This window comes from Acuticoccus kandeliae, assembly GCF_003073115.1.
The window spans coordinates 2240926-2262083 of the sequence record NZ_QBBV01000001.1 but is presented as its reverse complement, the minus strand read 5'-3'; the positions used below and the strand labels follow the sequence as shown (position 1 = coordinate 2262083).

The 21158-nt window shown below is 68.3% G+C and carries 22 protein-coding genes; 7 read left to right on the top strand and 15 right to left on the bottom strand.

Annotated elements, in window-relative coordinates; all coding sequences use genetic code 11:
• Positions 1 to 127 precede the first annotated feature (127 nt).
• Together DBV35_RS10285 and DBV35_RS10280 are read right to left on the bottom strand one after the other, a co-directional pair.
• Positions 128 to 430 carry a PAN/Apple domain-containing protein gene (locus tag DBV35_RS10285; RefSeq protein WP_170134905.1) on the bottom strand — a complete coding sequence of 101 codons (303 nt, stop codon included), beginning with the start codon at positions 428 to 430 and terminating at the stop codon, positions 128 to 130.
• A 479-nt stretch (positions 431 to 909) separates the two neighbouring features.
• The gene (locus DBV35_RS10280; protein WP_205648544.1) at positions 910 to 1857 is read right to left on the bottom strand and encodes a LysR substrate-binding domain-containing protein; all 948 of its coding nucleotides are present in this window, start codon (positions 1855 to 1857) and stop codon (positions 910 to 912) included.
• A gap of 141 nt (positions 1858 to 1998) precedes the next feature.
• On the opposite strand from DBV35_RS10280, the gene DBV35_RS10275 reads away from it, so the two are divergent.
• Genes DBV35_RS10275 through DBV35_RS10250 form a run of 6 tightly spaced genes read left to right on the top strand, consistent with a single transcriptional unit; the run spans position 1999 to position 6903 of the window.
• Positions 1999 to 3165 carry a thiolase C-terminal domain-containing protein gene (locus tag DBV35_RS10275; RefSeq protein WP_108660048.1) on the top strand — a complete coding sequence of 389 codons (1167 nt, stop codon included), beginning with the start codon at positions 1999 to 2001 and terminating at the stop codon, positions 3163 to 3165.
• A gap of 49 nt (positions 3166 to 3214) precedes the next feature.
• Positions 3215 to 3616 (top strand): Zn-ribbon domain-containing OB-fold protein, encoded by a 402-nt coding sequence (locus tag DBV35_RS10270; protein WP_108660047.1) that lies wholly within the window; start codon positions 3215 to 3217, stop codon positions 3614 to 3616.
• Positions 3613 to 4068, top strand: coding sequence for a MaoC family dehydratase (locus tag DBV35_RS10265; RefSeq protein ID WP_108660046.1), 456 nt, complete (start codon positions 3613 to 3615; stop codon positions 4066 to 4068). The genes DBV35_RS10270 and DBV35_RS10265 overlap by 4 nt, the downstream gene beginning before the upstream one ends.
• Complete coding sequence (locus tag DBV35_RS10260) at positions 4065 to 4820, top strand: SDR family oxidoreductase (protein ID WP_108660045.1); 756 nt, start codon at positions 4065 to 4067, stop codon at positions 4818 to 4820. The genes DBV35_RS10265 and DBV35_RS10260 overlap by 4 nt, the downstream gene beginning before the upstream one ends.
• Before the next feature lie 35 nt (positions 4821 to 4855).
• The gene (locus DBV35_RS10255; RefSeq protein ID WP_108660044.1) at positions 4856 to 5674 is read left to right on the top strand and encodes an enoyl-CoA hydratase; all 819 of its coding nucleotides are present in this window, start codon (positions 4856 to 4858) and stop codon (positions 5672 to 5674) included.
• Positions 5675 to 5706: 32 nt separating this feature from the next.
• Entirely contained in the window at positions 5707 to 6903 is a 1197-nt protein-coding gene (locus DBV35_RS10250; protein ID WP_205648543.1) for a CaiB/BaiF CoA transferase family protein, read from the top strand.
• Positions 6904 to 6922: 19 nt separating this feature from the next.
• Here the strand turns inward: DBV35_RS10250 and DBV35_RS10245 are convergent, their stop codons facing one another.
• From DBV35_RS10245 to DBV35_RS10195, 11 genes are all read right to left on the bottom strand, one after another.
• Positions 6923 to 8041 (bottom strand): MFS transporter, encoded by a 1119-nt coding sequence (locus tag DBV35_RS10245; protein ID WP_157961665.1) that lies wholly within the window; start codon positions 8039 to 8041, stop codon positions 6923 to 6925.
• Between the two features lie 100 nt (positions 8042 to 8141).
• A complete protein-coding gene (locus tag DBV35_RS10240) occupies positions 8142 to 8564 on the bottom strand; it encodes a Zn-ribbon domain-containing OB-fold protein (RefSeq protein WP_108660041.1) in 423 nt (140 codons plus the stop codon).
• Positions 8561 to 9724 (bottom strand): thiolase family protein, encoded by a 1164-nt coding sequence (locus DBV35_RS10235; protein WP_108660040.1) that lies wholly within the window; start codon positions 9722 to 9724, stop codon positions 8561 to 8563. The genes DBV35_RS10240 and DBV35_RS10235 overlap by 4 nt, the downstream gene beginning before the upstream one ends.
• Before the next feature lie 24 nt (positions 9725 to 9748).
• Complete coding sequence (locus tag DBV35_RS10230; RefSeq protein ID WP_108660039.1) at positions 9749 to 10969, bottom strand: CaiB/BaiF CoA transferase family protein; 1221 nt, start codon at positions 10967 to 10969, stop codon at positions 9749 to 9751.
• Positions 10962 to 11969, bottom strand: a complete 1008-nt coding sequence (locus DBV35_RS10225) for a proline racemase family protein (RefSeq protein ID WP_108660038.1) — start codon at positions 11967 to 11969, stop codon at positions 10962 to 10964. The genes DBV35_RS10230 and DBV35_RS10225 overlap by 8 nt, the downstream gene beginning before the upstream one ends.
• 40 nt (positions 11970 to 12009) lie before the next feature.
• Positions 12010 to 12855 carry an ABC transporter permease gene (locus tag DBV35_RS10220; RefSeq protein WP_108660037.1) on the bottom strand — a complete coding sequence of 282 codons (846 nt, stop codon included), beginning with the start codon at positions 12853 to 12855 and terminating at the stop codon, positions 12010 to 12012.
• Entirely contained in the window at positions 12852 to 13691 is an 840-nt protein-coding gene (locus tag DBV35_RS10215) for an ABC transporter permease (protein ID WP_108660036.1), read from the bottom strand. Before DBV35_RS10215 ends, DBV35_RS10220 begins: the two co-directional genes overlap by 4 nt.
• 3 nt (positions 13692 to 13694) lie before the next feature.
• Complete coding sequence (locus DBV35_RS10210; protein ID WP_108660663.1) at positions 13695 to 14012, bottom strand: DUF4387 domain-containing protein; 318 nt, start codon at positions 14010 to 14012, stop codon at positions 13695 to 13697.
• Between the two features lie 10 nt (positions 14013 to 14022).
• Positions 14023 to 15369 (bottom strand): acyclic terpene utilization AtuA family protein, encoded by a 1347-nt coding sequence (locus DBV35_RS10205; RefSeq protein ID WP_108660035.1) that lies wholly within the window; start codon positions 15367 to 15369, stop codon positions 14023 to 14025.
• A gap of 42 nt (positions 15370 to 15411) precedes the next feature.
• Positions 15412 to 16467, bottom strand: coding sequence for an ABC transporter ATP-binding protein (locus DBV35_RS10200; RefSeq protein ID WP_205648542.1), 1056 nt, complete (start codon positions 16465 to 16467; stop codon positions 15412 to 15414).
• A gap of 34 nt (positions 16468 to 16501) precedes the next feature.
• Entirely contained in the window at positions 16502 to 17551 is a 1050-nt protein-coding gene (locus tag DBV35_RS10195) for an ABC transporter substrate-binding protein (protein ID WP_108660033.1), read from the bottom strand.
• Positions 17552 to 18016: 465 nt separating this feature from the next.
• Between DBV35_RS10195 and DBV35_RS10190 the strand changes: the two genes are divergently transcribed.
• The gene (locus DBV35_RS10190; RefSeq protein WP_108660032.1) at positions 18017 to 18967 is read left to right on the top strand and encodes a LysR substrate-binding domain-containing protein; all 951 of its coding nucleotides are present in this window, start codon (positions 18017 to 18019) and stop codon (positions 18965 to 18967) included.
• Here DBV35_RS10190 and DBV35_RS10185 read toward each other — a convergent pair.
• Both DBV35_RS10185 and DBV35_RS10180 read right to left on the bottom strand, forming a co-directional pair.
• Positions 18959 to 19867, bottom strand: a complete 909-nt coding sequence (locus tag DBV35_RS10185) for a dihydrodipicolinate synthase family protein (RefSeq protein WP_205648541.1) — start codon at positions 19865 to 19867, stop codon at positions 18959 to 18961. The two genes, DBV35_RS10190 and DBV35_RS10185, sit on opposite strands and share 9 nt — an antisense overlap.
• A 175-nt stretch (positions 19868 to 20042) precedes the next feature.
• On the bottom strand, positions 20043 to 21005 hold the full coding sequence (locus DBV35_RS10180) for a sugar-binding transcriptional regulator (protein ID WP_170134904.1): 963 nt from the start codon (positions 21003 to 21005) through the stop codon (positions 20043 to 20045).
• Positions 21006 to 21158 lie beyond the last annotated feature (153 nt).

Genomic DNA, 21158 nt, shown 5'->3' with positions numbered 1-21158 from the left:
TTTCCTCAAGTGCTGATCTTCGTTCGGGCCGATCGAACGCCGGACCGGCCGTAGCCAATCACCCTCTTCGCCCCTCGCCATCGGGCAATCGATTGCTCGTCCAACGGCGAGGGCCTGAAGGGCGCACTCACATGCGGCCGCAATAGTCGCGCGCGTCCGCGACCTCCTCCGCGACCTCGGCCATGAGGCGGCATTCGCCGGGCCCGTTCTTGGGATTGAAATTGTGCGGCGTGTAGGACCAGGCGGTGCACCCGTTGGTCTGCGAGCACGACGCCTTGCAGGCCGCCTCGCCGACGAGCTCATAGGATTGGGAGAGAAGTCCCCCGTTCGGATACAGCTTGCAGTGCTGCTCCTCGCCAACGGCCGGCTGCACCAGAAAGGCAACCGAGACGGCCGCCAGAATAGAGAGTGTTCTGTATCGCATCGTCACAAGTCGTTCTCCGTTATTGTCCCGCACACGTTCCAAGAACCAAGGCCGCAATGGCGACAACGCACCCGCAAAGTCGAACCACCGAAATAATACAAATAATCTATCGTCAACAATGCAGAATTACGTCGTATTTCCCTTCATACATGTCGAAATAGATTGTCGATCGTTCCGTATGGAGTCAACGACGATGACATTCGGTCACCATCGACACGCCATTCTTGGCAACCTCCCGACAATCCACTCCAGGAAAAGGCATCTCCCGCGCGCATGATCGGCACGACTTCTGTCGCGCCTCTCGCAGTTCTTGATGCCGTGGAGGATGGACACCGCAGACAGATTTCCGCGCGGCTCTAATCTTTTGGAACAAGTCTATCTGGGCGAAAACTGGCTAATAAAGAGATCAGTTCAAATGACTGCATCCAATAGGATTTTCGCGCCCACACCGGCACGCCGGTGACGCCCCGAAGCCCCGGATCGCCTCACGCCTCGACGTCGGACACGGGCCGCACCGCCCCTTCCCCCACCCGGCGGGAGGGATTGGCGAGATCCTCCGCGAGCCAGGCGAAGAGGCTCGCGATCGGCGGGTCGTTCCACCGGCGCGCCGGGGCAATGAAATAATAGCCGCCGAGATAGACCGCGCTCGGGATCACCTCCACGAGGTCGCCCGCCGCGACGCGGTCCTCCGCCAGAAGCTCGCTCACCAGCGCGACGCCCTGGCCGATCAGCGCCGCCTCCATCGTCATGTGGCCGTGCCACAGGCGCGGGCCGCGCAGGCGCGCCGTGCGCGTCTCACCGAGCTGGGCGAGCCACGTCTGCCATTCGCGCGTCGACCGCTCGTGGATCAGCGGCAGCGACAGGAGGTCCCCGACCGTCTTCACCGACGGGTGGGCGGCGAGGAAGGACGGGCTCGCGATCGGGACGATCCGCGGCCGGCACAGAAGCTCCATGCGAAGCCCCGGACCGCACTCGGGATGGACGAGATAGGTGATCTCGGCGTGCGCCTCGCCGCGGGCGAAGTTCGCGCGCCGCGTCATCGGCTCCAGGATCACCTCCTGCCCGCCGAGCCGCGCCTCGAGCTTCGGCAGCCGCCCGAGGAGCCGGCGGGAGGCAAGGCCCGCCATGCAGCAGACGTGGATCGGCTCCTCCGGCCCACGCCAGACCTCGTCGCTCGCCTCGGCGATGAGGTTGAACGCCTCGGTGAGGTGTGAGGCGTAGCGCACGCCCTGTAAGGTCAACTCCAGCCCGCGGCCCGATTTCTTGACGAGCTTCGCGCCGAGCGCGGCCTCCAGATTCTGGATGTGGCGGCTCACCACCGTGTGCGACACGGCGAGCTCCTCCGCCGCCGTGCGCACGACCCCGGTGCGGGCGAACGCCTCGAAGGCGCGCAGCGCGATCAGCGGCGGGAGCCGGCGGCGCATATTGGACATGATCCCTCTCGTGCGGTTGGCGTCGGTCGGGCCATCCGTGCATTTTCTGCACCAACTGCACCCACACGAACTGCTTTTCGCCCCTCTACCGGTGCTTATGGTGGACGTACGTCAACGGATTGCAACCGCCCGGAGCAGAGATTGAGCGACGCCACGGAGAAGGCCGCCATCGTCGGAGTCTACGAGCACCCGTCGCGGCGCGCCCCGCAAAAGCACCCGTTCGCGCTCCAGATGGAGTGCGTCACCGCCGCGCTCGACGATGCCGGGCTCGCCCTCTCCGACGTCGACGGGCTTTGCGTCGCCTCCAGCGACTGGGCCGAGGGCGGCGGCGTCACGAGCGTGACCGAGTTCGCCGAATATGCCGGCATCACGCCGACCTATTTCAACAGCACCGATGTCGGCGGCTGCTCCTATATCGTGCATGCCGGGCAGGCCGCCGCCGCCATCGCGGCCGGCCTCGCCGAGGTCGTGGTCATCTCCTACGCCTCCGCGCCGCGCTGGTGGCCGCTGACGACGCCCTCCTTCGATCCGTTCGTGCTGCCGGCCGGCCCCGGCCAGTTCGAGCTCCCCTACGGACCGACCATCATCGCCACCTACGGCCTCTTCGCCCAGCGTCACATGCACGTCTACGGGACGACGCCGGAGCAGCTCGCGCAGGTCGCCGTCACCTTCCGCGCCCACGCCGCCAACAATCCCGACGCCCGCTTCCGCGACCCGATCAGCGTCGACGACGTGCTCGCCTCGCCGATGATCGCCTCCCCGCTCCACAAGCTCGATTGCTGCGTCGTCACCGACGGGGGCGGCGCGATCGTGATGACGAGCCGTGAGCGGGCGCGCGATTGCCGCAAGCGCCCCGTCCACATCACGGGGTTCGGGAGCGCGATTGCGCGCACCGGGGTGAGCCAGATCCCGAAGGACCTGACGACCCCCGCGAAGATCTCCGGCGCGAAGGCGTTCGCGGACGCCGGGATCGCGCACGATTCGATTGATGTGGCCGAGATCTATGACGCCTTCACCATCACTCCCATGCTGGCGCTCGAAGACCTCGGCTTCTGCGGCAAGGGCGAGAGCGGCGCGTTCGTGGAGGCCGGCCATCTCGGCATCGGCGGCCGCCTGCCGACCAACACCGACGGCGGCGGCCTCTCCTCCAACCACCCCGGCAAGCGCGGCATCTTCGCGATGATCGAGGGTGTGCGGCAGCTTCGCGGGGAAGGCCCCGGCGTGCAGGTCGAGGATGCGCGCACCGCACTCGTCCACGGCCTCGGCGGCACCTTCTGCGCGGCCGCCACCGCGATCCTCGCCGTCTGAGCCCGCGCCCGATGCCCCGCCACGACACGCACCGCAGGAGGCCCACACCATGACCGAGCGCACCCTCCCGGTCCCCGACGCGCTGACCGAGCCCTTCTGGCAGGCCGCGCGGGAAAAGCGCCTCCTCCTCCAGAAGTGCCCGCGCACCGGCGCGTTCCAGTGGTATCCGCGCGCCCATTCGCTCGCCGCCCCGCACGAGACGCCGGAGTGGGTGGAGGCATCCGGCAAGGGCACCGTCTTCTCTTACTCAGTCGTCCACTATGGCGGCGAGGGCATCCCCACCCCCTATGTCTGCGCGCTCGTCGAGCTCGAGGAAGGGCCGCTCGTCTTCACCCATCTCGTCGACGTGCCGGACGATCGGCTCGCGATCGGCCTCCCCGTCGAGGTGAGCTTCGAGGACCTCAACGAGACGATCAGCCTGCCGGTCTTCACCGAGAGGGTCAGCGCATGAGCACGCTCTATCTCGACGATATCGAGCCGGGCGCGGTCTATCTATCCACCCGCGTCACGATGACGGAGACGCACATCGTGCTCTTCGCCGGCCTCACCGGCGACTTCAACCCGCTCCACATGGACGCCGAGGCCGCGAAGGCGACCCCGTTCGGCCGCCCGATCGCCCACGGGATGCTCGGCCACGCGATGAGCACGGGGATGCGCTCCACGGTCGACGATTTCGCGATCCTCGCCTTCCTGGAGACGCGCCGCCGCTTCGTCGGCCCGGTGATGGCCGGCGACACGCTCCAGGTGGAGGCGGAGGTGCTGGAGGTCCGGCCGAGCGCCTCAAAGCCGGACCGCGGCGTCGTGCGCGTCGCGATGCGGCTCAAGAAACAGGACGGCGTCACGGTGCAGGACGGCGAGGACACCTTCCTCGTCGCGCGCCGGCCGGCGGAGGATCTGTCATGACCTGCACACGGCTCGGCGGCCATGTCGCGCTCGTCACCGGCGGCAGCGGTGGGATCGGCCGCGCGGTCTGCACCCGGCTCGCGGCCGAGGGCGCGGCCGTCATCGTCGCCGACCGGGACGGCGTTGCGGCCGAAAGCGTCGCGGCGGCGCTCCGGGCCGACGGCTTCGCGGCCCATGGGGTCACGCTCGACGTCGCCGAGCGGGCGAGCTGGGAGGCGATGGTCGCCGCGCTGCCGGATGCGTTCGCGGGGGTCGACATCGTCGTCAACCTCGCCGGGATCGTCCGCGACCGCACGCTCGCCAAGATGAGCGACGAGGAGTGGCAGAGCGTCATCGACATCAGCCTCCGCGGCACATGGCTCGGCTGCCAGACCGCCTTCAAGCTCGTGGGCACGCGCGGCTGGGGCCGGATCGTCAACATCGCGTCGACGGCCGTCTTCGGCTCGTTCGGTCAGGCCAACTACGCGGCGGCGAAGGCCGGCATCGTCGGTCTCACGCGCACCGCGGCGCTCGAAGGCGCGAAGCGGGGCATCCTCGTCAACGCCGTCGCGCCGGGCGTGGTGGACACCGCGATCCTCGCCGACGTGCCCGATGCGCTGCGCCAGAGCTACGCCGACAAGACCCCGATCGGCCGCATCGGCCAGCCTGCGGAGATCGCGGCGGTCGTCGCCTTCCTCGCCTCCGACGACGCCAGCTACATGACCGGTCAGACCCTCGTCACCGACGGCGGCGCGACCACCGGCGACTACTGACGCCGCCCGCCCCCACACCCACGGAAAACCCAGGCATGAGCGCCACGCCACTCCCGGTCCCCGAGGGATCCCCGCCAATCCACTGCATGCGCGATGGGGCCGTGCAGTGGGTCGTCTTCAACCGTCCCGCCTCGATGAACGCGATGACGCACGAGATGGAGGAGATCCTCCTCGCCCTCTTCGCCGAGCTCGCGGCCTCGCGGGAGGTGGGCGCGGTCGTCTTCACGGGCGCGCCGGGCAAGCGCGCCGCGTTCATGGCGGGGTCCGATTTCGGCGACCTTGGCGCCAGCACCGGGCTCGACTCCTCGCTCGCGCTCGAAGCGCACGCCGAGTCGGTCGTCGCCGCACTTGAAGCGCTCGCGCTCCCGACGGTGGCGGCCATCGCCGGGCCGTGCATCGGCGCGGGCGCGATCTTCGCGGCGGCGTGCGACGTGCGCATCGCCGCGCCGTCCGCCCGCTTCGGCTTCCCGATCGCGCGCACCGTCGGCAACTGCCTCACGGTGCGCAACCTCTCGCGCCTTGCCGATCTCGTCGGACCGGGGCGCACGAAGGACATGATCTTCAGCGCGCGCCTCTGGCAGGCGCCGGAGATGCTGGAGACCGGCCTCGTGCGCGAGGTGAGCGAGACGGACGACGCGCTCCTGCCGCGCGCCGCAGAGGTCGCCCTCGAACTCGCGAGCTTCGCACCGCTGACGCTCGGCGCGACCAAGGAGGCCATGCGGCGGATGCGGGAGGCGGCGATCGGGGCGATCCCGGACGACGACCTCATCGCCCGCTGCTACACCTCCGCCGACTACGCCGAAGGCGTGAGCGCCTTTCTCGAAAAGCGCCGCCCGGTCTGGTCCGGGCGCTGACACCGGCGCCGCCACCTTCAGGAATGACTGGAATGAAGACCGAAGACACGGCACCGACGGGCCCGCTCGCGGGCATCCGCGTGCTCGACCTCACGCACATGCTCTCCGGCCCCTACTGCACCTGGGTGCTCGGGGCGCTGGGGGCCGAGATCATCAAGGTGGAGCGGCCGGGCGCGGGTGATTTTACCCGCATCATCGCGCCCTTCTTCGAGGACGCGAGCCTCTATTTCACGAGCGTCAACCGCCACAAGCGCAGCCTGACGCTAAACCTCAAATCACCCGCCGGGCAGGACGTCTTCCGCGCGCTCGTCGCCCGCAGCGACGTTCTCGTGGAGAACAACCGCGCCGGCGTGATGGACCGGCTCGGCCTCGGCTACGAGGCGATGAAGGCGGTCAATCCGCGCCTCGTCTACGCCTCGATCTCCGGCTTCGGCCAGGACGGCCCCTACCGGGACAAGCCCGCCTTCGACGTGATCGCGCAGGCACTCTCCGGCATGATGAGCATCACCGGCGAGCCGGACGGCGGCCCCTGCCGCGTCGGCACCTCCATCGGCGACATCGGGGCGAGCCTCTTCACCGTCATCGGCATCCTCGCCGCGATCGAGAGCCGGCACCGCACCGGCGAGGGCACGCACCTCGACGTCGCGATGCTCGACTGCCAGCTCGCGCTGATGGAGAACGCCGTCGCGCGCGTGCTGAATGTCGGCGAGACGCCGGGGCGGCTCGGCAGCCGCCATCCGCTGGTCGCCCCCTTCCAGGTCTTCGCCACCGCCGACCGCCCCATCGCCATCTGCGTCGACACCAACGCGCAGTGGGAGCGCATGTGCGGCGCCCTTGGTGTGGAGGCGCTCGTCGCCGATCCGCGCTTCGTCGACGGCTCCGCCCGCAACGCGCACCACAGCGCGCTGGAGCCGATGCTCCAGGCGGTGCTGTCGACCCGCCCGCAGGCGGAATGGCTGGAGCGGCTGGAGGCGGCGGACGTGCCGGTGAGCCGGGTCAACACCGTCGCCGAGGCGCTGGAGGATCCGCAGGTGAAGCATCGCGCCATGGTGGAGCCGGTCGCGCCGGGGTCGGACGGGCGCTTCGTGGGCCTGCCGATCAAGATGCGGGGCCACCATGTGCCGCCCACAGGCGCGCCGACGCTCGGCGGCGACAGCGACGCGATCCTGCGCGAGCTCGGCTACGGGGCGAGCGATGTCGACCGGCTGCGCGCGGAGGGCGCCGTCTGAGGCGCGCGCCCGCCCCGCTTCAGAGGCGGCGGGGCAGGAAGCGGCAATATTGGGCGAGGCCCACCCACAGGACGCCGCCAATGGCGAAGACGCTCGCGAAGCCGCCGATCGAGATGAGGGCGGCGCCGAAGGCCGGTGTCATGATCTGGGCGGTGTCGCGATAGGTCGTGAAGACCGACGTCATCTCCCGCCGCTCATAGGAACGCACCGCCCGCAGGAAAGGGACGTTGCCCGCCGCGTCGACCACGCTCGCGGCGACCGCGGCGGCGACCAGCATCCCGCCCGCGATCCAAGGCTCACCGGTCGTGAGACCCGCGAGGAAGGTCGCCGTCCCCGTGAGCACATAGCCGATGGCGAGGAGGCGCCGCAGGCCGATGCGCCGGCCGATCATGCCCCAGATCGGGACGAGGAGCAGCGCACCCGACCCGATCGAGACGAGCGCGCTCCCGACCTCCGGGCCAAGCCCCGACGAGACCGCGAAGAGCGGCGTGTAGAGGATGAAGAGCGCCCACCACGAGGACCGCCCCATCGCGAGGAGCCATGCGAGGCGCAGCCGCGGCTGGCGGAAATAGCGGCGCGCGAAGGCGGCCGGGTTGAAGGGCGTGCGCTTCGCCGTCCGCACCCGCGTCTCGGCGAGCGATGGCAGCGTCAGCACGAGCGCCGTGGCGGCGATCGCCGCGACGCCGCTGATCGCGTAGGGCAGCCAGTAGACCGACTGCGCGATCCAGACCCCGAGCCAGGGGCCCGACATGAACGCGGAGGCCGCGAGGAAGACACGCCACGGCTCGAACTGGGCGAGCTGCCTGCGGGGGATCTTGTCCTGGATATAGAGCGCGAGGACGATCTCGAACGCCGTTGTCGAGAAGATCTGCAGGCCCATCCCGACAATGAAGATCGACGTGTTGCCGAAGGCGAGGAGGACGCCTGCCGTGCACGCAACGGTGGTGCACAGCACCATCGACGCGGCGCGCCCGAGACGGCCCGTCACGAGCGGCATCGTGAGGCTCGCCCCGACGCCGGTGAAGCTCGCGATAAGGTAGAGGACGCTCACCCGCTCGGCCGAGCCGAGCTGGGCGTAGGCGGTCAGCGGGATGAGCGTAACGAGCAGCGTGCGCGAGAGAACGGCAAGCGCGCACACCACCGGTAACGAATGGACTGGCGCAACCCAGACGAAAGAATGGAGCCTGCGCATTCACGCCTCACGCGTTGGAGGACCTTGTGAGCGCCCAGACTAGGAATCAGAGTGTCGCAGGTCGAAACGTAGGCAGGGGATAGCGCGCCGCCTCGTCCGGCGCCACCACTTCTACGGGCATTCCGGAGTAAACCGTTCCAGCGTCGACATGGACGATGCGGGTGAGCATCGGCGGCCCCTCCGCGAGCTTCACCTCGGCGAGGACGATGGGCACCTCGTCGAGGAAAACGGGCATGTTCGGCCGGTGGACCAGCGAATAGGACACGACCGTGCCGCGCCCGCTCGCCTGGCGCCATTCGAGCGCGTCGGACCAGCAGTCGGGGCAGAATTGCCGCGGATAGAACACGACCGCGCCGCAATCCCCGCAATGCTGGAGGAGGAGCTTGCCCTCCTTCCAGCCCTCGATGAGGGGGCGGTTGTGCGGATGGCTGCGCGGCTGCGGGTAGTCCTTCAGGGTGGGGTCGCTCACGATGCGCGCTCCAGGATGACGCTGCTGGTGGAGAGGCCGTGGCCGTAGCCGATCATGCCATAGCCGGAGACGAGGCCGCGGGTGGCGTTCGGAACCTGACGCCCCTCCCCCTCATGGCGGAGCTGGCGCACGGCCTCGGTGAGGCCGATCATGCCCCCGCCCGCCCCGCATTGGCCGCAGGAGAGCTGACCGCCGCCGGTGTTCAGCGGGAACGAGCCGTCGAATGTCATGGTGTTCGCGCCGAGGAAGGGGCCGACCTCCCCCTTTTCGCAGAACCCGAGATCCTCGATCTGGATCGCCGCCATGATCGGATAGTCGTCATAGGCCTGGACGAATTGCATGTCCTTGGGGCCGAGGCCGGCATCGTCATAGAGGCGGTCGCGGAAGAGCTCCCAGCCGCCGCGCAGCGGGCTGATCTCGCCGGCCGGATGGTTGTGCTGCTCGTAGCCGGAGAGGACGCGCACGCCCTTGCCCGCCGGCGCCCGGTCGAGCGCGCCGACGATCACCGCCTCCGCGCCCGCGCACGGAAGCACGCAGTCGAAGAGGCGGATGGGGTCGGCGATCATGCGCGCGTTGAGATAATCGTCGATCGTCATCGGGCCGCGCAGGAGCGCCGCCGGATTGGCGCGCGCATTGGCTCGCTGGTCGACCGAGATGCGGCCGAGATCCTCCCGCCGCGTCCCGTAGGTCTCCATGTGCTTGCGCTGGACGATGCCGAAGAGCCCGTTCGCCCCGCCGAAGCCGTGGGGCGTCCCGTAGCTCGTGAGCGCGTCGCCGAAATTGTCGAGGAGCTTGAAGAGGCCGTCGACATCGTAGACGTCCCCGGCGACGCACAGGACCGTGGTCGCCTGCCCGGCCTCGATGGCGCGGATCGCCTGGATCACAGAGGCGACCGGACCCGCCCCGCCGCCCGTCGTGAGATAGGCCCAGGAGGGCGAGAGGCCGAGCTGCTCGGCGGTGGTGACGGTGTTGTCGGGCGGCAGTTCGAAGGCGCCGATGGCGATGCCGTCAATGTCGGATTTCTTGAGGCCCGCGGACGCGAGTGCGGCGCGGCCGGCCTCCGCGAGCTCGGTGATCAGCGGCTTCTGGGTCTTCTTGACGTATTGCGTCGAGCCATAGCCGAGGATCCCGATATCGCGGGGAAGGAGGCGTGAGGACATGGTGCGGAATACTTTGTCGGGATGTCAGATGAGGCCGGAGGCGCTGAGCGCGGCGATCTTCGCGGGCGCGAGGCCGAGGATGTCGCGGAAGACGTAGTCGTTGTCCGCGCCGGAGGTTTTGCCGGCCCACTTGATCCGGCCCGGCGTTTCCGAGAGGCGCGGCACGGGCGCGGGCATGCGCACTGGGCCGAGATCGGGGTCGGCGACGGTGGCGAAGGCCTGCCGCGCGGCGATGTGGAGATCGTCCATGACGGCGGCCATGTCGTTGACCCGCCCCGCCACCACGCCGGCGCTGGAGAGGCGCGCCTCGGCGGTGTCGGTGTCGACCCCCTTCATCCAGTCGCCGACGATGGCGTCGATCGCGTCGCGGTGCTCCACCCGCGCGGCCATCGAGCCGAAGCGCGGATCGGTGGCGAGGTCGAGCCGGTCCATGGCGCTGAGAAGGTTCTCGAAGATGCGCTGCGAGCCGCAGCTCACCGCGATGTGGCCGTCCGAGGTCGCGTAGATGTTGCGCGGGACGTCCTCTTCCATCTGGTTGCCGAGGCGGGGCTTCAGCGCGCCGGTCTGGTCGTAGCGCACGGCGACCGACTCGATGATGCGCAGGAGCGGCTCGAAGAGGCTGACATCGACCACCTGCCCGCGCCCGGTGCGTCCACGCGCGTGGACGGCGGCGAGCGCCCCGTAGGCCCCGAACGTGCCGGCGAGATAGTCGCCCATCGGGAAGGCGGAGACCATCGGCCCCCGGTCGGCATAGCCCGCGAAGGAGGCAAGGCCGCTATAGGCCTCCGCGATCGTCGCGTAGCCGCCGCGCCCCGCATAGGGGCCGGTCTGCCCATAGCCGCTGACGCGCACCCAGATGAGGTGCGGGAAGGTCTCGGCGAGAACCGCTGGGTCGAAGCCCCAGCGCTCCATCGTGCCGGGGCGGAAATTCTCGATCACGATGTCGGCGCGACCGATCAGCGGGAGCGCCACGTCGCGCGCGCCGGGATTGGAGAGGTCCAGCGTCGCGAGGCGCTTGTTGCGCGCCATCGTCTTCCACCAGAGCGGCACCTCCCCCTTGTGGGGCGGCCACTCGCGCAGCGCGTCGGGCTTGCCGGGCTTCTCGATCTTGATCACCTCGGCGCCGAAATCGCCGAGGAGGCTGCCGACGAAGGGGCCGGCGAGCATCGAGCCGAGCTCCAGGACGCGCAGATCCCCGAGCGCGCCGGCATCGGGGACCGGATCGGCGATTGCCGGTTCAGCCAATGGAAAGGCCCTCCTGGAGTGGGTCCTTCGGGTCGATCACGAACTGATGGATCCCGGTGACGTAGGCCTCGCCGGTGAAGCGGGGGATGTAGGCGTCGAACTCGCCGACTTTCACCGGGCCCGACATCGAGCCGCGGAAGGTCGATCCGGTGATGCCTTCGGAGATGATCTTCTCGTCCGGCGCCATCTCGCCGCGACCGATCAGGAGCGCCATCATGTGCGAGGTGCCGGTGCCGCCGGGCGAGCGGTCGAACGAGCCGTCGCTGAAGACGTGGATATTCTTGTACTTCGCGCCCGGCGCCTTGCCCGGCCCGTAGATGGTCACGAGGTCGACCGAGCGGATGTGATCGAGCGTCGGGTGGGCGACGCTCACCTGCGCGTTGAAGGCGTCGCGGATGGCAAGGCCCGCGGCGACCAGCTCGCGCACGTTCTCGGGCACCACCTCGACGCCGATCTGCTCGCCGCGGATCGCGCCGAAGAAGGAGCCGCCGAAGGAGATGTCGACGTCGAGATCGCCATAGCCCGGCACATTGATCCGCTTGTCCTTCATGTAGAGGAAGGACGGGACGTTCGTGATCGTCGCGTCGACGGCGCGGCCGTTCTCGACCTTCACCTCGATCGTGACGAGCCCGGCCGGCATGTCGACATTGATGGTCGTCACCGGCTCCACGACCGGCACCAGGCCGCACTCGACGGCGGTGATGCCGATGCCGATCGAGCCGTGGCCGCACATGTTGAGATAGCGCCCGTCATGGTCGAACCAGATGATGCCGAAATCGACCTCAGGGCGGGTCGGCGGGCAGACCACGGCGCCGAACATGCCGCGATGGCCGCGCGGCTCGCGGGTGATGGCGGCGCGCAGCGCATCGCAATTGTTGCGCATATATTCGCGCTGCTCGAGCAGCGTGCTGCCGCGCACGGGAATGCCGCTCATCACGAGACGGGTCGGCTCACCGCCGGTGTGGGAGTCGATCGTGTGGATCAGTCGCGAAGTGAGCATGACATTCCAATCTCGTTGAAAGGGAACGGGGTGCGCTGGCTCATCGGGTGCCGGTGACCTTGTCGATGCCGATGGTCCAGTCGACGATGACGACGATCACGATCGACACGTAGATCGTGCCGGCCGACACCGCGGCGATCATCGGATCGACGTTGTATTGGATGTAGTTGAAGAGCTTGACCGGGATCGGGAGGAGGTTCGCCGTCGTGTTGAAGACGCTGAGCTCCACGTTGATCCACGAGATGATGAACGCGAAGATGCAGCCGGCGATGAGCCCCGGCTTGATCTGCGGCAGCGTCACCAGGAAGAAGGTCTCGGTCGCGCTGGCGCCGAGATCCTGCGCCGCCTCCTCCATCGAGATCTGAAAGCCGGCGAGCGCGGCGAGCGTCGTGCGCACGATGTAGGGCATCACGATCACGATGTGGCCGACGAGGAGCGCCGTGAAGGTGCGCGCGAAGCCGAGCGCCGAGGCGTATTGGAGGATCGCAACGCCGATCACGATGACCGGCAGGATGAGCGGCGACAGGAAGAGCGCCGCGATCGCCTTCGACCCCGTAAAGGGCACGCGCGCGAGGATAAGCGCGGCCGGGACGCCGAGGAGCGTCGCCCCGATCGTCGCGCCGACCGCGAGGCTCGCGCTGAGCACGATCGAATGGATGTAGGACGGGTCGCCGAGGAAGGCGCCGTACCAGCGCCATGTGAAGCCGTGCGGCGGGAAGGCGAGATATTCGGTCTCCGTGAAGGAGGCCGAGATGATCACCACGAGCGGCAGCGCCATGAAGATGAGGCCCGCCCACGCGAATGCGCCGATGGCAACGCTCGCGGGGCTGAGGCGGAGGCGCCGCCGCGGTCGCGGCGCGGGGGCGGCTGACGAGACCACGCTCATGCTGTCTTCCCCTTGCGCTCGATGCAGAAGAGGTAGGCGATGATGATGATGAAGGTCGTCACCAGGAGCCCGACCGCGAGCGTCGCGCCGAACTGGAAATTGAACACCGAGGCGTATTGCTGGAAAATCAGCATCGGCATCACGATCACCTTGCCGCCGCTGAGAATCGCCGGGGTGACGTAAGCGCTGACGCTGAGGGTGAAGACGATCAGCGAGCCCGCCACGACGCCCGGAATGGAGAGCGGGAAGGTCACCAGCCAGAAGGTCGCCGGCGCGCTGCCGCCGAGGTCGCGCGCGGCGTCGAGCAGCGAGCGGTCGATATTCTGCAGCACGCTCGCGATGGTCAGCACCATGAACGGCGTCATGATGTAGGAGAGGCCGATCACGATGCTGGTCTCGGTGTAGAGCCACAGGATCGGCCGCTCGATGATGCCGAGCGAGAGCAGCGCGTCGTTGACGAGGCCGCGCCGTCCGAGAAGCACGATCCACCCGAACGCGCGCACGATGTTGCTGGTGAACAGCGGCACGACGATGATGACGTAAAACAGCCGCCGGATCAGCTTGTTCTTGACGACCATCGTCATGTAGTAGGCGAGCGGATAGCCGATGACGAAGGTGGTGATCACGACCCAGAGCGCGATGCGCAGCGTCACGAGCATCGTCTCCAGATAGTAGACGTCGCCGAGCATCCGGGCGTAGTTCGCCCCCGTCCACGCCCCTTCCGCGTCCTTCAGGCTGGTCACGACGACGACCAGGAACGGCACGATGAAGAACGCCGTCAGGAACGCGACCGGCAGCCCGAGAAGAACCAGCGCCCAGGTGTTCTTGATCCGCATCGATCAGGCCGCGGGGATGGCGAGGTTGAGGATCGGCACGTGCTGCTGGCAGCCATAGACGTCGCTCTCCCCCGGATCGCACTGGGCGATCGGGCGCACGAGCGTGATCTTGTAGGCGTTCGCCATGTCCACCGCGTAGAGCGAGGAGACGGAGGAGACAGGGATGCCGTAGGCGGCGGCGACGGCATCCTCGTTGATGGCGCCGGTGTCGCGGACCGCCTCGTAGGCTTCGGTGGTCGCGAACATGACGTCGATCGTCAGGCGATAGGGCCCGGCATTCTTGCTGCGGACGACCTTGGCGAGGTCACGGAGCGGCTTCATCTGCGGCATCTCAAAGATCCTCGATCCGGGTCGGGAAGATTTCCATCGGCCCCGTCAATTTCATGAGGTGATAAGCCGAGAAGACGTACGCCGGCCCCGCGTCGATCTCCGAAGGGGAATAGAGAAACGCCAGGTTACCGGAGGTGTTGTACTGGTTCTCGTAGTGGAGATGCAGAAGCCGGCCGCTGGCGTTGTGGCACGCCGCGTGGGCAAGCTCCTGGTCGCCGGCGATGGTCTCGATCACGAGGCCGATCTCGTGCCCGCGCTGGCCGGCCTCGGGTTCGAGCGCGCCCATCACGCCGTCGCGGCCATAGACGTGGAAGAGGACCTTGAGGGTCGGATCCTCGAAATATTCGACGACCGCCGCGCGCGTCTCCTCCAGGATCTCGTCGAGGACGGGCATCATGGACGGGCAGCGGATGCCGGCGACGCAGATGCTGCGATAGCCGATGATGCGCGCCCCCTCGAGCTTCACCCAATAGTCCGGCGTGTCGTGCGAGACGGCGCCGGTGACTTTGACGCGCCGCTCGCCCGCCTGCTCGAACGCGCACTTTTCGAGATCGAGGACGTGGCCGGGCCCCGCCTGCTTGTAGGGGTTCTCCCGCTCATAGAGGCTGTGCGCGGCGACGGAGGCGATCGACGCACGCCGCTTCTCGCTGCCGGGCTCCAGGTGGAAATGGTCCGGGCCGAGAATGCCGAGCATGACGTCCATCGCGAACGGCTCGGCCGAGAACGCGCCGCACTCCAGGATCTTGCCCATGTGGATCGCGTTGGCGACATCGCCGCCCTTCGAGATCGGGAAGGCGGCGATGGTGCAGTCGTCGCACGCGCGCCCGGCGATCACGACATCGGCCCCGGCCTTCAGCGCGGCGTCGATCGGCTCGAAACCCATCTGCGCCACCAGCGAGACCGTCTCGTCGAGGAGCCCTTCGGTGAGCTCGAAGCCCGCCTCGAAATCCTCCACCTCCCCTGCGCGAACAGCGGCCTTGGCGCGCTCGATCGGCACGTCGGAGTAAATGGTGGCGAGCTTGAAGTGGAGGCCGTCCTCGCGGGCGATCTCGCGCACGATGTCGGCGGTCCAGTCGACGTGCGCCTTCGTGCCAGCGCCGCCCGCGCTGCCGACCACCAGCGGGATATTCTTCTCGCGCCCCGCGCGGATCAGCTTGCGCAGCTCCTTCTTCGTGCTGAAGCGGGACACCAGCGTCTCGCCGGACCCGAGATAATGAGGGCCGGGATCGGTCGAGCCGGCGTCGACCGCGATGACGTCGGCCCCCATCGCGAGGCCGCGCGCGAGCGCTTCGTCGCCAAAGCCGTAGCCGAGCGTGCCGGTCGGCGTCAGCACAGTGATCGTGTTCATGGACGTCCTTTGTCGTCGGTGCGCGGGCGGGGTCGCTGCCGGTCAGGCCGGCAGGATGCGGCCGTCCTCGGTGCGCCAATGGAGAGAGATGGACTGGCCGGGCTCCAGCCGTTCGACGTCGGCGACGGCGTGCGGCTGCGCGGCGATCTCGACGCCCTCGGCGAGGACGACCATCAGGCGCACGGAGGCGCCGAGGAACATGCGGTCGCGCACGGTGCCGGAGATCGTGACGGCGCCCTCCCCGCCAGCGCCGAGCTCGATGCATTCGGGGCGGATCATGAGGGTCGGCTCCGTCGCGCCCGCCGCGGAATAAGGCAAGGGCTGGCCGGTGGCGGTGAGCGTCACGCCCCCGCTCGCGGTCGGCGTGCAGTCGAGAAGGTTCGCCTCGCCGATGAAGTCGGCGACATAGCGGCTGTTCGGCTGGCGGTAGATCTCCTCGCCCGTGCCGAGCTGGCTGAGGCGCCCCTGCTCCATCACCGCGATCCGGTCGGCCATGACGAGGGCCTCCTCCTGGTCGTGGGTGACGAACACGAAGGTCATGCCGAGCTGCTCGTGAAGGCGCTTCAGCTCGATCTGCATCCGCTTGCGCAGCTTGAGGTCCAGCGCACCGAGCGGCTCGTCGAGGAGGAGCACCTTGGGGCGGTTGATGATCGCGCGGGCGAGCGCAATGCGCTGCTGCTGCCCGCCTGAGAGTTCGCCGGGGCGGCGGTCGCCATAGCCGCCCATCCCGACCATTTCGAGCGCGTCCTCCACCATGCCGGCGATCTCCGCCTTCGCCTGGCGCTTGCGGCGCGGGCCGAAGGCGATGTTCTCCGCGACGGTCATGTGCGGGAAGAGCGCGTAGTGCTGGAAGACGGTGTTGACGGGACGCCGGTTCGGCGGAACCGCCGACATCGGCGTGCCCTCGATCAGGATCTCCCCTTCGGTCGGGTCGACGAAGCCCGCGATCGTGCGCAGGAGCGTCGTCTTTCCGCAGCCGCTGGGGCCGAGCAGGGCGAGAAACTCGCCCTGCTTGATCCTGAGATTCACGTCGAGGAGCGCGGGAAACTGACCGTAGCGCTTGGTTAGACGGTCCACCACGATCAGATCATCGCGCATCGTGTTCTCCATAGGGTGTTGTGGGCCGGTCCGCTCAGCGGCCGCCGGCGACTTCGCGGTTGAAGATCTCGGTGATCTTCTCGCGATTGGCGTTCACCTCGACCCAGTCGGTGATGGCGAGGTTCTCGATCGAGCCGTCGGCGCCCCACGGCAGGCGCTGACGCGCTTCGTCGGAGACCTCGACGCCCTTGGTCGCCGGGCCGACATAGAGCGTGTTGACCATGCAGGCCGCCGGCTCCTTGCCGACCGCGAAGTTCACGAACTTCTTGGCGGCCTCGGCGTTCGGCGTGCCTTCCGCGACGTGGAGGCGGATGTCGCCGGAGGGCGCGCCCTCGGACGGGATCGCGTAGCCGATCGGGAGGCCCTTGTCGGCGATCGCCCACGCGGCGGACGCATAGTGCGCGCCGATGATGACTTCGCCGCTCTCGAACGCGTTGCTGGCGTTGCCGGAGGCGTCGAAATAGGAGGAGACGTCGAGCGCCTTCATCTTCGCGGCGCCCGGCCCGTAGTCGCCGGCCTCGCCGCCCTCCATCTTGTTGACGAGCGCGAAGAAGGCCGCGCCCATGGCGTTCGACGGGCTCGGCACGGTGACGAGGCGCGCATAATCCGGGGACCACAGGTCTTCCCAGGAGGTCGGCGGCTCGGAGATCTCGTCGGTGTTGTAGACGAGGCCGAGCGAATAGAAGCCGGTCCCGAGCGCGAAGATCTCTCCGTCGGCATTCTTGTAGACGGCCTGGTCGAACATCCCGGCGATGTTCGGCAGTTCCGCCGGATCGAGCGCGGCGACGAGACCGTCGGCCTCGGCAAGCTCGGAGACGCCGCCGTCCATCCACGCGACGTCGATCGCCGGCGCGTCGCGCTGCTGCTTCAGCTTCGCGAGGGTGACGGAGGAGGTGCCCGGCTCCGGCGTCACCGTGATGCCGGTCTCGGCCGCGAACGGCTCGGTGATGCATTTGGTGATCGCGTCACCCCAGCTGCCGCCATAAATCGTTACAGTCAGGTTCTGGGCCGCGGCGGCCGACACGGTCGAAAGCAAAGCAACCGACGCCAAGGCGATAGACTTTGCAGGATCGAACTTCTTCATCTCAGTTCTCCGATGTGTGATGTAGTCGCGTCAAGGTTGTCTGGCGCCCAGCAACCATGACGAGAAGACGTTGCTCGCCATGCCACATCAACACACGCTACGCCGCGCGCTCAGATGCCATCTGTTGCTGAAACTGTACGCAATTGCTTACGCTATAAGCGCTTCCATAGCCGGGAACGGCACTCTCACAAGGCCCCGGGACTTATCGTCGAGCAGATGATTCAGAGAATTACATCACCTGATGTTCGAGGTTGTCCAATTAATTCACTTACGCCTCGCATTCGTCCTTCTTATGCTCTCATCATCCGGCCGACCGGGCCGCGCTCCGGGGACACCCATGCAACGGTACGAACCAATTGGACTTGATAAAGCAGTTCCTGTGGGTCTCATCCGTGCATGAAAGGCTCCAAAGGCGCATGAGGGCGCGGTCCCCGCACCTTGCGGCACCGGCAAAGGGAGCGCGCGATGAACGTCCGGCACGTTGAAGCCTTCCGTGCGGTTATGCTGACCGGCAGCGTGACGCGCGGCGCGGAGGTGCTGAACATCTCGCAGCCCGCGATGAGCCAGCTCATCCGCGCCATGGAGGCGGCCTGCGGGCTGACGCTGTTCGAGCGGCACGGCAATCGCCTCTCCCCGACGCGGGAGGCGGAGATCCTCTTCGGCGAGGTGGAGCGGCTCTATGTGAGCGTGGAGAGCATCGGCCGCGTCGCTTCGGACCTGCGCGCCCAGCGCTGGGGAAATCTCAACATCGCCGCCTTCCCCGCCATGGCGAACCGGTTCCTGCCGAAGATCGTCGCGCGCTTTTGCAGCGATCGGCCAAACGTGCAGGTCTCGTTCGAGAGCCGCCGCTCGCGCACGCTGGTAGACTGGATCGCCGCCAACCAGGCCGATATCGGCATCGGCCTCCTCCAGGGCGACCGGTCGGGGGTCGAGACGGTGCGCCTGTCGAACCTGCGCGCCGTGTGCGCGGTGCCGCGCGACCATCCGCTCGCTGCGCGCGAGGTGATCCACGCGGCCGACGTCGCCGACCTCCCCTTCATCTCGCTCGGCAACGAGGATCGCGCCCGCCAGGAGATCGACCGCACGTTCGAGCGCGAGGGCGTGAAGCGCCGCCTCCAGATCGAGACGGCCCAGTCCGTCAGCGCGGTGACGCTGGTCGGCTACGGGTACGGGGTGTCGGTCGTCGATCCGTTCTGCGTGTTCGAGTACGACCCCAGCGAGATCGCCGTGCGCACGTTCGAGCCGCGGATCGAGTTCACCCTCGCCCTCCTCTTCCCCGCCGGGCGCCGCCGCCAGGCGCTCACCGACGCGTTCCTGGAGATGCTGACGGAGAATGTCGACGAGGTCGTCCGCGCCGGCCCGCGCCCGCGCGGCGGAGATTCTGGCGGGCCGGCGCGGACGATGATGTCAGGATAGGTCCGGCGCGTCGGCGAGGCCGATCCGGTTGACGAGGAAGCGGATCTCCTCACGGTCCGTCTCGTTGAGGGCCGGCCCCGGCTGGCGCATCGCGGGCGAGGCCATCGCGCCGCGGCGGTGGAGGATCCACTTGCGCACCGCGATGCCCCATTCGCCGAGCGCCTCGTAGCGCATCAGCGGCAGGAAGCGGTCGAAGAGGTCGTGCGCCTCCTCACGCTTGCCCGCGACCATGAGGTCGTAGACGCCCGACAGCACCTCGGGGAATGAGAAGCCGGCCATCGGCCCGTCGATCCCACGCTCCATCTCATGGGTGAGATAGAGGGCGTTGTTGCCGGTGAGGATCCGGAAGGGGCGCCGCATCTCCGCCTTCATGCGGGAGATCTTGTTGCAGCTCGGAAGGTCCTCTTCCTTGATGACCTCGATGTTCGGAAACTCGTCGAAGAGGCGCAGGATCGCCGGGACGGACATCTTCACGCCCGAGGAGAAGGGAAAGTCCTGGAGGACGACCGGCACGTCTCCGATGCGGCGGAAAACGGCATCGAAATAGCGCATCAGGTCCTCGTCGGTGCGGACCGATCCGGCGGGCGCGATCATCACCCCCGCCGCCCCGGCCGCCATCACCGTGTCCGTCAGCTCGCCCAGCTGGGCAAGGCTCGGATTGGAGACGCCGACGATCACCGGGCCGGACGGGAAGGCCGTCACGAAGCGCGAGGCGACCGCCACCGCCTCCGTCGGCGTCAGCTTCGCCGCCTCGCCGCTGACGCCGAGCACGGTGAGACCGCGCGCGCCGTGCTTGTGGTAGAACGCACTCAGCGTGTCGACGCTGTCGAGGTCGATCGCGCCGTCCTCTTGGAACGGCGTCTGCGCCACGACGAACAGTCCTTCAATCGAGCCGAGCAATTGAGCTTCCTCCAGGTGAGCCGGTGTCCGCATCGGGTGAGGCGGCATCAGGTCTTCTTCGGACGCGGGCCGGGCGGCCGCGTCGCGCGCATCCCCGCGCGTTGCCGCCATGATGGGCCAGAACAGCGGCGCGGCACAATCGCATCCGGAGCCGCGCGGGACGGTCTGCCGGCGCTCAGCGGCCCCCGTCGGCGATGAGGAGGCGGGCGGTGTTCTCGTCCGTGACGAGGCCGTTCGCGAGCCGCCCCGTCAGCGCCGCGCGCACGGCCGCGACGCGCAGATGCCCGGAGGCGACGATCACCACCGGCCGCTCCTGGTCGGGCTCGGGGAAGTAGGAGGTGAGCCGCGCGTGATAGCTCGCCTCGATGACCGCGCCGCCGGCATCGATCGCGAAGCCCAGGAACTCGCCGACGGCCCCGCTCTCCACCGCCTCGTGCGCCTCCTCCTCGGTGATGAAGCCGTCGGCGACGAGCGCGCCGTCGCGCCCCCAGTGGCCGATGCCCATGATGAGGAGGTTCGCCTGCGCGATCAGCTCGCTGATCCGCGCGTAGCCGGGCTGCGCCTTCAGCACCTCGCACTCGGCGACCGTCTCGGTCACCACCGGCATCGGGCGCGGATAGCAGTCGGCGTTGAGGCGGTTGGCCATCCAGGTGACGACGTCGTGGTGGCTCGCCTTCCCGTTGCGCGTGAGGTTGCCCATCATCGACACGCACCGGCAGTTCGGACGGTCCATCCGGCCGAGATGGTTCGAGACCTCGCGCATCGTCTTGCCGTTGCCGACGCCGAGCGTCAGCGGCTCGCGCCCCGGCAGCACCGTCTCCAGATATTGCGCCGCGAGGGCGCCCACCGTCACGAGGTCCTCGTTCGGCGCGACGCGCTCGTTGGGCGCGACCTCGCAATAGCGCAGGCCGAAGCGGTCCTTGAGGGTCTCCGCGAGCTCGATGCATTCGGTGAGCGTGTGCTTGAGGCGAAACTCGATCAGCCCCGCCCGATGGGCGAGCGCGATCAGGCGCTGCACCACCTGGCGCGAGACCTGGAGCTCCTGGGCGATCTGATCCTGCGTGCGGTTGCGCGCGTAGGACATCCACGCCGCCCGCGCGGCAAGGTCGAGCCGCCGGTCGGTTTGCTCCTCGTTCACCGCACTGTCCATTCGCAACACCCTTGGCAGACCCGACGCGGGTGCCGGATTCGCCCGCGTTTGCGCGATGTTAGCGTCGGATCCGGGCCCGACAACCCTGTCCGCCGGGCACCGCGCCCGCCCCAGGACAAGCGCGTTGACACCCCCACGGAC